We start from the raw sequence: 12,593 nt of genomic DNA, 5'->3' as shown, positions 1-12,593 counted from the left end.
TATGCTGCATCGTCGCGTTTGGCTGTTGTTCGTGCTCTTCTGTTGGAGTTTGTGTTGGACGATTTGGCCAGTACAGGCACAAAACTCAACGCTGATTCGCGGCGTCTGGCTGACAACCAATGATTTACCGATCCTGCGCGATCGCCCTCGGTTGGAGGCAACCCTCAATGATTTACAGCGGTTGAACTTCAACACTCTCTATCCCGTTGTCTGGAACTCTGGGTATGTCAGTTTCCCCAGTGCTACGGCTAGGAATCTGGGCATCCAGCCCTTTGTGCTGCGAGGGATTCAGGACTACGACCTTCTTTGGGAACTCACCCAGCAGGCGCACTGCCGTAATCTGTTGATCATTCCTTGGTTTGAATTTGGCTTCATGGTGCCAGAAACCTCAGAACTCGCCCTTGCCCATCCAGACTGGCTCACCCAAGGGGTCAATGGTCAAACCACTCGCTTAACGGCGGCTGGTGAAGTAGCTTGGATGAATCCCTTTCATCCTGAGGTGCAGGCTTTCTTGACCAACATTGTCCTAGAGGTGCTGCGGCAGTATCCCGTGGATGGGGTGCAGTTTGATGACCACCTCAGCCTGCCCGTGGAGTTTGGCTACGATGACTACACCCGTGCCCTCTATCAGCAGGAAACCCAAAAGCCCGTTCCCGACAATCCCCGTGATCCAGACTGGATGCGCTGGCGTGCCGACAAACTCACCGCCTTTGTGCAAACGTTGCGGCAGCGGGTCAAGCAAGAATTTCCCAATGCCATTTTTTCCGTCTCACCGACCACATTGCCCACCGCCTACCAGACATTTCTCCAAGATTGGCCGCAGTGGGTCGCCCTCGGCCTCCTCGATGAAGTGATTGTGCAAGTCTATCGCTACAATCTCCCCAGCTTTGTGCAGCAGTTAACTCAGCCAGAGATGCTCCACGCCCAAGCGAAAATTCCCACTGCCGTTGGTGTCCTCACGGGGCTACGCACCAACCCTGTGCCCATTGAACTGGTGGATGCCAAGGTAGAAGCCGCGCTGCGATCAGGGTTAGGGGTGTCCTTTTTCTCCTTTGAAACGTTATGGGGGCGTGGTCCCGAACCGCGCGATCGCCGCCAAAATACGATCCTCTTTCATTTTCGCCAGCCCCTGCCAAGGCGGTTGTTTGCTCAAGCCTGTCCAACTCCCTAGAGCTTACTGCCGCACTCTGGACAAAAGCGATGGGTCGAAATTGTCTTTGCCCCACAGTTGGCGCAGTAGATTAATTCGGCAGCCTTTTCCAGCACCTTGCGTTCCGGCAGCCCTAGCATTTGGGAGTTGGCTTTGCCGGGAGCCACCATCGGATAGCAATTTTCCTCACGAGTGACATGGGCATCTAGGAGCACGGGGCCATCGTAAGCTAAGACCTCTTGGACAATGGCATCCAAATCGTGGCGATCGCTCACCCGCAACCCCTTAACCCCGTAGGCCTCCGCCAATTTCACAAAATCGGGCATCCCCTTGGCCATATTGGAATGGGAATAACGCTCCTCGTAAAAGGCCTGTTGCCACTGGCGCACCATTCCCTGCCAAAAATTGTTAATAATCACCGTCTTGACAGCAATACCGTACTGCGCCAATGTGGCCAACTCTTGGGAATTCATTTGAAAACTGGCATCGCCACTAATACAGATCACCTGTTGATCGGGTAGTGCCACCTTCACCCCCATTGCTGCGGGCATGCCAAAGCCCATCGTGCCCAAGCCAGCACTGGAGATCCAACGCCGCGGGCCATTTTTCAGGAATTGCGCTGCCCACATCTGGTGCTGACCCACATCAGTCGTGTAGTAGGCATCAGGCGCATGGCGGCCAAAGGCAACAATCACCTCTTGGGGCGAGAGTTCACCACTGGGTTGCGGCACGACAAGGGGATAGTCCTCTTTCCAGACCTTGATGCGCTCGAGCCACGCCTGGGTGGCGGGTTCAACGGCTTCACCACTGTCTTCAATGTGCTTGAGAAGTTGCTGGAGCACGGGTTTAACGCTGCCAACAATCGGCACATCAGGCACGCGGTTTTTGCCCACCTCAGCAGGATCAATGTCAATGTGAATCACCTTAGCGCGGGAGGCAAATTCATCCAGCTTACCGGTCACGCGATCGTCAAACCGCGCCCCCACGGCAATCAATAGATCACACTCACTGACGGCAAAGTTGGCATAGGCAGTGCCATGCATCCCCAACATACCCACGGAGAGGGGATGGGACTCAGGAAACGCCCCCTTACCCATGAGCGTTGTTGTCACCGGAATCTGGAATAGCTCGGCTAACCTGAGCACCTCCTCGTGAGCACTCGCTGTAATTGCGCCGCCCCCCACATAGAGCAAGGGTCGCTTGGCCTCGCGAATCAGTTGAACCGCTTGGGCAATTTGGCGCACATTGCCGCGAATCGTGGGACGATAGCCCCTTAGCTTGACTTGCCCCGGCTCGATCGGTTCATACTCACAGACCTCTAGCCCCACATCCTTGGGAATATCCACGAGCACCGGCCCTGGCCGACCGGTGGTGGCAATGTAGATTGCCTCAGCAACAATCCGTGCCATGTCCTTGGCTGCCCGCACGACGTAGGAGTGCTTGACAATGGGCAGCGTAATGCCAAAGATATCCGTTTCCTGAAAGGCATCGGTGCCAATGGCGGAGCGAGACACCTGACCGGTGATCACCAGCAGGGGAATGGAATCCATGTGGGCTGTGGCAATGCCTGTCACTAAGTTGGTTGCTCCTGGCCCTGAAGTGGCAAAACAGACGCCCACTTGACCTGTAGCACGAGCGTAGCCGTCAGCGGCATGGGCTGCCCCCTGTTCGTGGCGTACTAGAATATGCTGAATCTTTCCCTGCGACTCAGCACGGTAAAGCTCATCATAAATTGGTAAAATTGCGCCCCCGGGATAGCCAAAAATATGCTTAACGCCGTGACGGCATAGAGTATCAATAAGAATGTATGCTCCAGTTGCTTGCACAGGCCAACCTCGTCAGGCAGTGGTGGTAGATGTTTCTAAATTCTAATTTTTCAATTAGGGTCTCGGCAAGAGCACAAAGGCTTGAAAGCATTGAATTGTTGGCCTTAAACTCCTCAATGCTTAACATATCTTTGCAATTAGTGCCTGCCTTTGCTGAAAAAACAAAAAACGATATTTAGTTAGGCAAAATGCGCATTAAGGTTTGACCATACTCAATTGGTTCAGCATTTTGCACCAGAATTTCGACCACTTGGCCATTGACTTCGGCTTCAATTTCATTCATCAGCTTCATGGCTTCAATGATGCAAACCACTTGGCCTTTTTTCACTGTGTCCCCCACTTCGACAAAGGGGGGTTCATCGGGAGCGGGGGCACGATAAAAGGTTCCTACCATTGGCGCCACAATATCCACGGTTTTACGGTTGGCGGCGGGTGGCGTCGGTTCCGGATCGGCAGTGACGGCTGGCGGGGGCACAGGGGTGGGCGTGACGGTTGATGCAGGAGCTGGAGCCACAACCACAGGGGCGCTGCCACTGAGCTGCTCACGCTTGCGGAGTTGAAGTTCCAGTTCGCCACTCTTAAGGTTGAGTTCGGTGACGCTGGTTTGGTCGAACATTAGTAGCAGTTCGCGTACTTGGTTGAGGTCAAGCTCCACACCCATTACTCCTATTCGCGGCCAAGATATGTATCTGAGCGAGTATCAATGCGAATCCGCTCGCCGACAGAGATAAATAACGGTACCATGACTTGGGCACCGGTTTCGACAATGGCGGGTTTCGAGCCACCGGTGGCGGTATCCCCTTTAACCCCCGGATCGGTTTGCACCACTTCTAAAACAACGGAGTTGGGTAGCTCCACCTCAAGGACTTGCTCACCCCATTTGACAATATTGACTTCCATTCCTTCTTTGAGATACTTGGCGCGATCGCCCATTTGTGCGGGCGTGAGGCGAGCCTCCTCATAGCTTTCCATGTCCATAAAGACATAGTCTTCGCCATCTTTGTAGGTATGCTGCATGGTGCGTTTTTCAAGGGTGGCTTGGGGAACGGTCTCGCCGGCGCGGAAGGTGCGCTCAATCACGTTGCCCGTTTGTACATTCTTTAGCTTTGTTCGCACAAAGGCTGAGCCTTTACCGGGTTTGACGTGCAAAAATTCGACGACTCGCCAGACGGCACCATCCAGCTCAATACTTACACCGGGGCGAAAATCATTACTGGAAATCATGTCCTACCGTGCAGTTCACCAAGCTATTATTGTATCCTTGAGCGTTGCCCTTCCTAAACATTGTTCAGCAGATTTCCCTAGAGCCAGATCCATTGCGATCCCTTGCAATTCCCAAAGGGCGATCGCCCATGGGGATGATAAACTGAAACTGTTAATCTCATTCATGATCCAAGGACACTAACAATGGCTGCAACCCTTGAACTCAGTCAAGAAAATGTCGAAAAAGTCCTTGATGAGCTCCGTCCCTACCTGATGGCCGATGGCGGTAATGTGGAATTGGTGGAAATCGAAGGGCCGGTGGTACGGCTGCGCTTACAGGGTGCCTGTGGTGCTTGTCCTAGTTCGACGATGACGCTACGCATGGGGATTGAGCGCAAGTTGAAGGAAGCCATTCCAGAGATTGCTGAAGTCCAGCAGGTTCCCTAGGTTGCTGGCTGCTAGGGAGAGATAGAGCGTGGCGATCGCGATCCAGTTAACGCCAGATCAAATTGATCGTCTTGATGTATCTCCCCTGCAACAAGTCCTTGCTCCCCTGATTGCAGAGCAGCGACTTTTGGATCATCACCAAGCACTGCGTTTTGTCATTGACTACCCGCGGCCAGCTGATGAGCCTGATCTAGAGCTTTCGGAATTGCCAGCTGTGCGCCTTTGGTTCATTCGTGCTGATGTCTGCTACCCATGGTTGCCCTATTTACTGGATTGGTCAGCGGGTGAACTGGTGCGGTATGGGGCAATGCTGGTGCCCCACGAATTTCATCCGCAGCAGGGTATTATCTTCAACCCCCAAGCCCTTGATATTTTTGTGATGGCCAAGGTCTTTACCCTTTGGCAATGGCTTCAGGGACAGGGCTATCCTGCTGCTGAAAAAATTAAAGGCATGGCAGCGATGTTTGGCTATGAGCTAGATACGGCTCTTTTTGACCTCCTTGAGTTTTGAAGGCTCCCTAGCGCTATGGCGGTCATCGCACTGGGGATTGATTTTGGTACCTCGGGGGCGCGGGCGATCGCCATCGATCCTGAAGGCAAGATTCTCGCCACTGCCCGTCGTCCGTTGCACCAGCCCGATCGCCCCCAAGAATGGGCGGCAACCCTGCGGGCGTTGATTTTAGATATTCCAAGCGCTATCCGTCAGCAAATTCAGCGGATTGCCATTGATGCCACCTCTAGCACCGTTTTCCTCTGTGATGCTCAGGGGCAGCCCTGCTCACCCGTTCTCCTCTACAACGACGATCGCGCCCAGAATCACGTTCAAACCCTGCGGCAGATTTTAACCACGGATCACCTTGTCCTGAGTGCCACCAGTAGTCTCGTTAAGCTGTTGTGGCTCCAGACCCACTACCCCACGGTCAACGCTGTTTTGGTACACCAAGCGGATTGGCTGGCCTTTTTGCTCCATGGTCAACTGGGCATTTCCGACTGGCACAATGCCCTGAAGTTGGGCTATGACCCGGCACAGGAAGCTTACCCCGACTGGTTCAGCCACCCCACGCTTGCGTCCTTGCAGCCCCTGCTCCCTAAGGTCATTCCCCCCGGTACAGTTCTGGGAAAGGTCACAGCCACCGATTTAGGCTTGTCTCCAAAGTGTGAGGTGTGTGCCGGTACCACCGATAGCATTGCCGCCTTCTTGGCTAGTGGTGCCTCGGAGGTGGGTGAAGCGGTAACATCCTTGGGGTCAACTCTTGTACTGAAGCTTTTGAGTACCTCTAGGGTAGAGGATGTGACAGCAGGCATCTATAGTCATCGCTTGGGCGATCGCAGCTCGCGCGCCGTAGGCGATCGCTGGCTGGTGGGGGGTGCCTCCAACTGTGGCGCCGCAATTTTAGCCCAGTTTTTTACCCCAGAGGAACTAGAGCGCCTCAGCGCCCAAATCGATGTCAATCAACCCACGGGGTTGGACTACTATCCTCTGCTCAAGCGGGGTGAGCGCTTTCCCATCAACGATCCGCATCTTGAACCGCGCCTAGAACCCCGACCCGACGACCCTCGCCTCTTTTTGCAGGGACTTCTCGAAAGTCTCAGCCGCATTGAAGCCCAAGGCTATCAACAATTACAACGTCTGGGTGCCTCGCCCTTGAAACGGGTCTGGACGGCGGGGGGCGGTGCCCGTAATCCCGCATGGTTAGCCCTCCGCCAGCAATACCTAGGGGTTCCCGTGACCGTTTCACCTCAAACAGAGGCCGCCTATGGCGCCGCCCGTCTGGCTCAAGCAGGCCTGAATTTTAACTAGGGTAGAGTTGGGCTTGAATTTCTGACTTCAGCCGATTGAGAATATGGCGCTGATCCAGTTGACTGAGGATTTGTTGCACTACGGTTTTCGGCCCAGCAGTTCCCCAGCCTGCGCCGTTGGCAAAGTAGGTTTTGGCTACTTGTCCCATCGTATAGGAGGCAAAGCCAGCAATCCCCGCTTGGGTCATGGCGACTGAGAGGTAAGGGCCAAGGGCAATGCCGCCACTCATGGGCGTAGCTAATCCCAACAGTCCCTTGAGGGAACTGAGTCCCAAATTGACGGCAAATTCCCCTAAGCTAATGCTGCCCATGGCAAGGGCAATGGTTTGCAGCAGTTCCTTGGCGCCTGCTTCTGTGAGTTCAATGCTGTAGAGGCGCGAGAGCAGTTGAATTGTGGTCAAGTCAATGACGGCACTGCTGACCATATCGAGCACGGTGACGGGGTTGAGGGCGATCGCCAGCGCCTTGGCGACAGCTCCTTTCCAAATCAGTTGGTTGGCCTCCTGATCCCGCAGTTCCAGCTTATAGCGGGCTAATTCTTCACTGACTTTATTGGCAAAAAGCATTGAGTTCAGGGCAATCAGGGCCTTCCCTTCGCGATTGAGCACCTCCAAGATCTTTTGCTTCAGGGGTTCCACTTGGGGGGCACCGACGGTCATTTTCACCTGTACTCGGCCTTGGCGATCGCGATTCACTTGGGGGACAAGGGGCGCTGCTGCTACCATGACAATCTCTTCGGGGGAGAGGAGTTCTTTGACGCGCTCATCGCGGATTTTGTTATAGATGGCCTCGCGATCCGCCTCTGGATACTGATCCACTTTGTTAAAGACCAGAATCATTGGCTTGCCCGCCTGCCGCAACTCACTGAGGACTTGGTATTCCAGACGGGTCAAGTCGCCAGCAATGACAAAGAGAATCAAATCCGCTTGAGCCGCTACCTCTCGTGCTAGTTGCTCCCGTGCGGCGCCATTGACTTCGTCTAACCCCGGTGTATCAATGAGGCGGATGGGATTACCCCGCTGGGCTTCCGAAATTTGCCACAGGGCACTGGCTTCTTCTTGAGTGACGCCATGAATCGGCCCAGTCGCAAAGTAGGGTTCCCCTAGCAGCGCATTTAGTAGAGAGGACTTTCCCCGCCCCACCATACCAAAGACGGCAATTTGCACGACACCATAGTGGAGCTTGTCGAGCATTGCTTCGAGGTCAGCGATCGCGCGGGCGAGGGAGGCTTTTTCGCTGCCAGTGGCTTTGCACTCGAACAGTAATTTTTCAAGGGCACTCTTGGCCGCTTCGTAGCTACGGGCGCTTTGGTAGTCCTCAAGGTCATCAATCGTGCCTTGAAGTTCCTTTAGGAGGGAATTCGCTGGCGATCGCTCTATCACAGATGCAACACTGACGTTACAAAGATTTGCTTTTTATTCTAAGGGCAAGAACGGGACTGGTGCGATTTGAACGCACGGCCTAGCGCTTAGGAGGCGCTCGCTCTATCCGACTGAGCTACAGCCCCAAAGAGATACCTTCTATCCTAGCGAGTTTTGATCGCCCCTAAGCTGCTGTTGCCACTGTTGCCCTCAGGGCGTCAATTTCCTGAAACAAGCGCTCTAGGGGAGCATTGGGTTCTAAAAACGAGAAGAGATGCTTGTAGCGCAGCTTGCCTTCCTGATCAATGAGAAACTGCGCCGGTAGCGGTGCCCCCAAGGCTTGACCCGTGCGGTATTTGCGAAAGACTTGGCAACTGGGGTCATAGAGCAGGGGCATCTTTAGAGCCATATCCGCCTTGACCTTTTCACTTTGCTGGGCATCGGTACTAGTGACCACAAGAACGGCCACTCCCTTGCCTTGAAATGCTTCATAGTTTGCATTCAAGGCCTTGAGATAGGGGTAGCACAGCGGACAGTACTGATGCTCCGTAAAGATACGGGTAAACACCAGTAGGAGCGGCTGCTCTTGCCACACCGTTGAAAGGCGTACGGGCGTATTCAACCCTACGCCGGGTAGCTCCCCATCAGGCACTAGTGCACCCCGCTGTAGTTGATTTTGGGGTGGCAGTGGCCACGCATTCTGCCAAAACCGCTCATTAAAGAGGCCACTGAAGTTGGTGGAGGTAAAAAACGGTAATTGAACAGCCATGGCTCCCTCGCTGGTGGCTCAACACTTTCCTAGCGATCGACGGACCCCATAATCACATCGATACTGCCAAGGATAGCAACAATATCCGCCACTTTCATCCCCTTCAGCAACTGGGGCAGCACTTGCAGATTATTGAAATCCGGTGGCCGAATCTTCCAGCGCCAAGGGAAGACATTATCATCCCCAATCAGGTAAATCCCTAGCTCCCCTTTCCCCGATTCAACCCGCACATAGTGTTCGCCTTTGGGAATTTTGAAGGTGGGAGCCAGCTTCTTGCCAATGTACTGATAGTCAAAGCCATTCCATTCCGACTTGGCACCCTCCAACATCCGCTTGGCTTCGAGGTTTTCATAAGGACCACCGGGCAAACCATCCAAGGCTTGGCGAATGATCTTCACCGACTCGCGCATTTCTTGAATACGGACAATGTAGCGGGCAAGGCAATCACCTTCGGTGGCCACGGGTACATCCCAGTCAAAGTCGTCATAGCACTCGTAGTGATCCACCTTGCGCAGATCCCACTTCACCCCAGAGGCACGGAGCATCGGCCCCGATAGCCCCCAGTTGATGGCATCCTCACGGCTAATTTTGCCCACCCCCTGTAAGCGGCGCACAAAGATGGGGTTGTTGGTGATCAGGCGCTCGTACTCATCCACTTTGGGCAGGAAGTAATCGCAAAAGTCGCGGCACTTGGTTACCCAGCCATAGGTGAGGTCGGCGGCCACTCCCCCCATGCGGAAGTAGTTGTTGTTGATGAAGCGCATGCCTGTGGCGGCTTCAAAGAGATCGTAGATGTATTCCCGCTCACGGAAGATGTAGAAAAAGGGCGTCTGGGCACCGACATCCGCCAAGAAGGGGCCTAACCACAGCAGGTGATTGGCAATGCGGTTCAACTCCAACATGATCACGCGGATATAGCTGGCGCGTTTGGGCACAGGAATACCAGCCAACTTTTCGGGAGCGTTGACGGTGACCGCTTCGTTAAACATCCCGGCGGCGTAGTCCCAACGACTCACGTAGGGGATGAACATAATGTTGGTGCGGTTTTCAGCAATTTTCTCCATGCCGCGATGGAGGTAGCCAATCACCGGCTCGCAGTCAATGACATCTTCGCCATCAAGGGTCACCATTAACCGCAAAACCCCGTGCATTGAGGGATGGTGCGGCCCCATGTTGATGACCATGGGTTCTGTGCGAGTCTCTATCGTGGGCATAGATGGCAGTTCCGCTAGAGGGTTGGACGCTTACTGTTGATATGCTACACAGGTTTTCCGCGCTTGCCAATTCAAATTTGCTTATGGCTTAGATAACCATACCATCGGGAATCGCGGCATTTTTGATAATCACCACCACCCCGCTGCGGATATAAAATCCTTGATCCTCACGGTTGGATTCTTCAACATGGTCTTTGTTGATGATTTTGACATCGCGGCCAATGCAGGCATTTTTATCGACAATTGCCCCGCGAATGACACTGTTGGCACCAATGCCGATGGGAATTTTATGTTGCAACAGGAGCTGGCTGCGCTGCGCCGAGTCTTGGTAGTAGTCGGCGCCCATCAGCAGGGAATGATCAATGACACAACCGGATTCTACGCGCGATCGCACCCCCAAGACGGAATGGTGGACTTGACATTCCTTGAGGATACAGCCCTCACTAATAATGGACTCGGTGATGGTGCAACTGAGAATCTTGCTGGGGGGCAAGTAGCGGGGACGGGTGTAGATAGGGGCGTTTTCGTCGTAGAAGCTAAAGGGCGGTTGGGGTTGTTGGGTAAGCGCAAGGTTGGCTTCGTAGAAGGAGCCGATTGTGCCAATATCTTCCCAGTAGCCATTAAAGACGTAGGTTTGGACAAGATGAGAACGGGCCGCGGCGGGAATGATTTCCTTGCCAAAGTCCGTGGCATCGGCCATCTGTTGCAGCAGATCAATCAGCACTTGCCGCTTAAAGACATAAATCCCCATTGAGGCAATGTAGGGTTTGCGATGGGCTTCCTCGGCACTAAGGCCATAGCGGGTTGTGTCCACGCGCATATCCCGTAGGGCATCACCGCTGGGTTTTTCGCGGAATTCAATGACTCGCCCTGTGCCATCTACCTTAATCAAGCCAAAGCCAGAGGCGGCTTTTTCATCGACGGGCAAGACGGAGAGGGTAATATCGGCGCCCGTTTCGCGATGGCGCTGCACAAACAGGCGATAGTCCATGCGGTAGAGGTGATCTCCTGAAAGAATCAGGTATTCATCCACGTCCCAATCGGCCAACAGCCACAGGTATTGACGCACCGCATCAGCAGTGCCTTGAAACCAGTTGGGATTTTCTGGGGTTTGTTGGGCTGCTAGGACTTCGACAAAGCCGCCCGTCAAGCCGGGGAAGGTATAGGTACGAGCAATATGACGGTTGAGGGAGGCCGAGTTGAATTGGGTAAGGACGTAAATGTTATTAATTTCGGAGTTGATGCAATTGCTCACAGGAATATCAATGAGGCGATATTTTCCAGCAAGGGGAACCGCAGGCTTGGCTCGACGCTTGGTCAAGGGATAGAGACGTGTGCCGGCACCGCCCCCAAGGATAATCGCCAAGACTCGTTTCATTGCAAACTCCATCTGAACGGCCACATCAACAGTGTACGCTGTGGCGGCACTTCTCTTTGCGAAGGGGACGCTTTTTGGTAAAGAAGCCGCACAATGGCATGATAATGATACTTGGTCGTTGATCCCAAGCGGAGAGTAGCAGCATGGGATTTGTGGATATGGCGATCGCTGATTTGGCAGCGGACTACGGCGTCTCGGTCGAAACCGTCTGTGGGTTGTGCGATCGCTTGGGTATTCGCTATACCAGTCCGCAAACGCGCCTGCCCCTTGAAGATGCCAAAGCAATCATTTTGGCTTTGACGGACTCTGCTACACCGACCGATCAACGGGACACGTCACCGCACTCGTAAGACCTGCTTATTGGGAGAACTATGTTAAAAAAATGCATTTGGCTTGCGGTCGCCCTTTGCCTCTGCCTCTGGCAACTGACCCTAGGTACAGCACTGGCCGCTGAACTGACCCCTGACGTCCTGACCGTTCCCCTCAACAGTGAAGGAAAAACCATTACCCTGACGGAAAAGCAATACTTTGAGGGTAAGCGTCTCTTCCAGTATGCTTGCGCCTCCTGCCATGTGGGGGGGATCACCAAAACCAACCCCAATTTGGATTTGCGCACTGAAACCCTGGCTTTGGCCACACCGCCACGGGATAACATCGAAGGCTTGGTGGACTATATGAAAAACCCCACCACCTACGATGGCGAGCAGGAAATTGCTGAGGTGCACCCCAGTTTGCGCAGTGCCGACATTTTCCCGAAAATGCGCAATCTGACGGAGAAAGATTTGGTGGCGATTGCCGGTCACATCCTCGTCGAACCCAAGATTCTTGGGGATAAATGGGGAGGCGGTAAAATTTACTACTAGTCACAACTCAAGAAGGATCTTCCCAACTCATGCACCAACCTCACTCTCGGCTTCGGCCTGTTGTCTGGCTCTGCAGTGGCCTACTGTTCTTGCTGCTGGGCTGGGCGATCGCCCCGGCAACGGCGCTGGCGGCCTCTGGGGTCGATAACTATGTGATCCAATACCTGAAGGTCACAGATACGGTGGAACTGCCCCTCAATGACCGCGGTGAGACCAAAACCTTCACAGCAGCGGATCTGACCCGTGGCAAGCGGCTCTTTGAGGAAAACTGCAAAAACTGTCATGTCGGTGGCAGCACGTTACCCAATCCTTTGGTGTCCCTCTCTCTGAAGGATCTCAAGGGGGCAACGCCGCCACGGGATACGATCGCCAGCCTCGTTGCTTTCCAGCGATCGCCGATGTCCTACGATGGCAGCGAAGAGAGTTATTCCTGCCGCCGCGTGAGTGAGGACTGGTTGACCACAGAACAGCTGGAGACCTTAGCTGCCTTTATTTTGCGAGCGGCAGCCGTGGCCCCCGGTTGGGGCGTAGAAAGCTTTCCGGACAGTGCCCCCTAGGTTGGGAACTTTGCTACACTGACCT

General features: G+C 54.0%; 14 protein-coding genes and 1 tRNA gene. 7 read left to right on the top strand and 8 right to left on the bottom strand.

The annotated features are described in order from the left end of the window. Position 1: 1 nt before the first annotated feature. Positions 2–1,171 carry a glycoside hydrolase family 10 protein gene (locus M0646_RS09770; RefSeq protein WP_149820386.1) on the top strand — a complete coding sequence of 390 codons (1,170 nt, stop codon included), beginning with the start codon at positions 2–4 and terminating at the stop codon, positions 1,169–1,171. On the opposite strand, the gene ilvB is transcribed toward M0646_RS09770, so the two are convergent. The 3 genes from ilvB to efp form a co-directional block, all read right to left on the bottom strand. Next, the gene (gene ilvB, locus M0646_RS09765) at positions 1,168–2,976 is read right to left on the bottom strand and encodes a biosynthetic-type acetolactate synthase large subunit (protein ID WP_286649593.1); all 1,809 of its coding nucleotides are present in this window, start codon (positions 2,974–2,976) and stop codon (positions 1,168–1,170) included. The two genes, M0646_RS09770 and ilvB, sit on opposite strands and share 4 nt — an antisense overlap. A 175-nt stretch (positions 2,977–3,151) precedes the next feature. Then, entirely contained in the window at positions 3,152–3,631 is a 480-nt protein-coding gene (gene accB / locus M0646_RS09760) for an acetyl-CoA carboxylase biotin carboxyl carrier protein (RefSeq protein ID WP_190278340.1), read from the bottom strand. 11 nt (positions 3,632–3,642) lie between these two features. Beyond that, positions 3,643–4,200, bottom strand: a complete 558-nt coding sequence (gene efp, locus M0646_RS09755; RefSeq protein WP_149820380.1) for an elongation factor P — start codon at positions 4,198–4,200, stop codon at positions 3,643–3,645. Between the two features lie 183 nt (positions 4,201–4,383). On the opposite strand from efp, the gene M0646_RS09750 reads away from it, so the two are divergent. From M0646_RS09750 to M0646_RS09740, 3 genes are read left to right on the top strand one after another with little or no spacing between them, the layout of a single operon-like run. Next, the gene (locus tag M0646_RS09750; RefSeq protein ID WP_286649592.1) at positions 4,384–4,626 is read left to right on the top strand and encodes a NifU family protein; all 243 of its coding nucleotides are present in this window, start codon (positions 4,384–4,386) and stop codon (positions 4,624–4,626) included. Positions 4,627–4,654: 28 nt separating this feature from the next. Beyond that, positions 4,655–5,137: a CRR6 family NdhI maturation factor gene (locus M0646_RS09745; protein ID WP_286625530.1), complete on the top strand. Its 483-nt coding sequence runs from the start codon at positions 4,655–4,657 to the stop codon at positions 5,135–5,137. Positions 5,138–5,152: 15 nt separating this feature from the next. Next, entirely contained in the window at positions 5,153–6,427 is a 1,275-nt protein-coding gene (locus M0646_RS09740) for an FGGY-family carbohydrate kinase (RefSeq protein WP_286625529.1), read from the top strand. On the opposite strand, the gene M0646_RS09735 is transcribed toward M0646_RS09740, so the two are convergent. From M0646_RS09735 to M0646_RS09715, 5 genes are all read right to left on the bottom strand, one after another. Continuing rightward, positions 6,420–7,808, bottom strand: coding sequence for a GTP-binding protein (locus M0646_RS09735; RefSeq protein WP_286649591.1), 1,389 nt, complete (start codon positions 7,806–7,808; stop codon positions 6,420–6,422). The genes M0646_RS09740 and M0646_RS09735 overlap by 8 nt on opposite strands. Before the next feature lie 51 nt (positions 7,809–7,859). Then, positions 7,860–7,933, bottom strand: a tRNA-Arg gene (locus tag M0646_RS09730). A gap of 38 nt (positions 7,934–7,971) precedes the next feature. Beyond that, entirely contained in the window at positions 7,972–8,556 is a 585-nt protein-coding gene (locus tag M0646_RS09725) for a peroxiredoxin family protein (RefSeq protein WP_286649590.1), read from the bottom strand. A 29-nt stretch (positions 8,557–8,585) separates the two neighbouring features. Then, positions 8,586–9,770 (bottom strand): NAD(P)H-quinone oxidoreductase subunit H, encoded by a 1,185-nt coding sequence (locus M0646_RS09720; RefSeq protein ID WP_149820368.1) that lies wholly within the window; start codon positions 9,768–9,770, stop codon positions 8,586–8,588. Between the two features lie 88 nt (positions 9,771–9,858). Continuing rightward, complete coding sequence (locus tag M0646_RS09715; protein ID WP_190278059.1) at positions 9,859–11,148, bottom strand: glucose-1-phosphate adenylyltransferase; 1,290 nt, start codon at positions 11,146–11,148, stop codon at positions 9,859–9,861. A gap of 143 nt (positions 11,149–11,291) precedes the next feature. Here M0646_RS09715 and M0646_RS09710 point away from each other — a divergent pair, with 143 nt between their 5' ends. The 3 genes from M0646_RS09710 to psbV2 are packed head-to-tail and all read left to right on the top strand — an operon-like array spanning position 11,292 to position 12,568. Beyond that, positions 11,292–11,498 (top strand): translation initiation factor IF-2, encoded by a 207-nt coding sequence (locus M0646_RS09710; RefSeq protein ID WP_149820366.1) that lies wholly within the window; start codon positions 11,292–11,294, stop codon positions 11,496–11,498. A gap of 21 nt (positions 11,499–11,519) precedes the next feature. Further along, positions 11,520–12,011 (top strand): photosystem II cytochrome c-550, encoded by a 492-nt coding sequence (gene psbV / locus M0646_RS09705; protein ID WP_149820364.1) that lies wholly within the window; start codon positions 11,520–11,522, stop codon positions 12,009–12,011. Between the two features lie 29 nt (positions 12,012–12,040). Continuing rightward, positions 12,041–12,568 (top strand): photosystem II cytochrome PsbV2, encoded by a 528-nt coding sequence (gene psbV2, locus M0646_RS09700; protein WP_286625525.1) that lies wholly within the window; start codon positions 12,041–12,043, stop codon positions 12,566–12,568. The last annotated feature ends 25 nt before the right edge of the window (positions 12,569–12,593 follow it).

This window comes from Thermosynechococcus sp. B3 (genome assembly GCF_030323045.1).
Taxonomy (GTDB): Bacteria; Cyanobacteriota; Cyanobacteriia; order Thermosynechococcales; family Thermosynechococcaceae; genus Thermosynechococcus.
The sequence above is the reverse complement of the archived record's forward strand: the minus strand, read 5'-3'. Positions and strand labels throughout refer to the sequence as shown.

Bases quoted from the DNA above. Each gene is read 5' to 3' on its own strand.
- M0646_RS09770 (WP_149820386.1), top strand. From the start codon at position 2: ATGCTGCATCGTCGCGTTTGGCTGTTGTTCGTGCTCTTCTGTTGGAGT.
- efp (WP_149820380.1), bottom strand. From the start codon at position 4,200: ATGATTTCCAGTAATGATTTTCGCCCCGGTGTAAGTATTGAGCTGGAT.
- M0646_RS09750 (WP_286649592.1), top strand. From the start codon at position 4,384: ATGGCTGCAACCCTTGAACTCAGTCAAGAAAATGTCGAAAAAGTCCTT.
- M0646_RS09740 (WP_286625529.1), top strand. From the start codon at position 5,153: ATGGCGGTCATCGCACTGGGGATTGATTTTGGTACCTCGGGGGCGCGG.
- M0646_RS09725 (WP_286649590.1), bottom strand. From the start codon at position 8,556: ATGGCTGTTCAATTACCGTTTTTTACCTCCACCAACTTCAGTGGCCTC.
- M0646_RS09720 (WP_149820368.1), bottom strand. From the start codon at position 9,770: ATGCCCACGATAGAGACTCGCACAGAACCCATGGTCATCAACATGGGG.
- M0646_RS09715 (WP_190278059.1), bottom strand. From the start codon at position 11,148: ATGAAACGAGTCTTGGCGATTATCCTTGGGGGCGGTGCCGGCACACGT.
- M0646_RS09710 (WP_149820366.1), top strand. From the start codon at position 11,292: ATGGGATTTGTGGATATGGCGATCGCTGATTTGGCAGCGGACTACGGC.
- psbV (WP_149820364.1), top strand. From the start codon at position 11,520: ATGTTAAAAAAATGCATTTGGCTTGCGGTCGCCCTTTGCCTCTGCCTC.
- psbV2 (WP_286625525.1), top strand. From the start codon at position 12,041: ATGCACCAACCTCACTCTCGGCTTCGGCCTGTTGTCTGGCTCTGCAGT.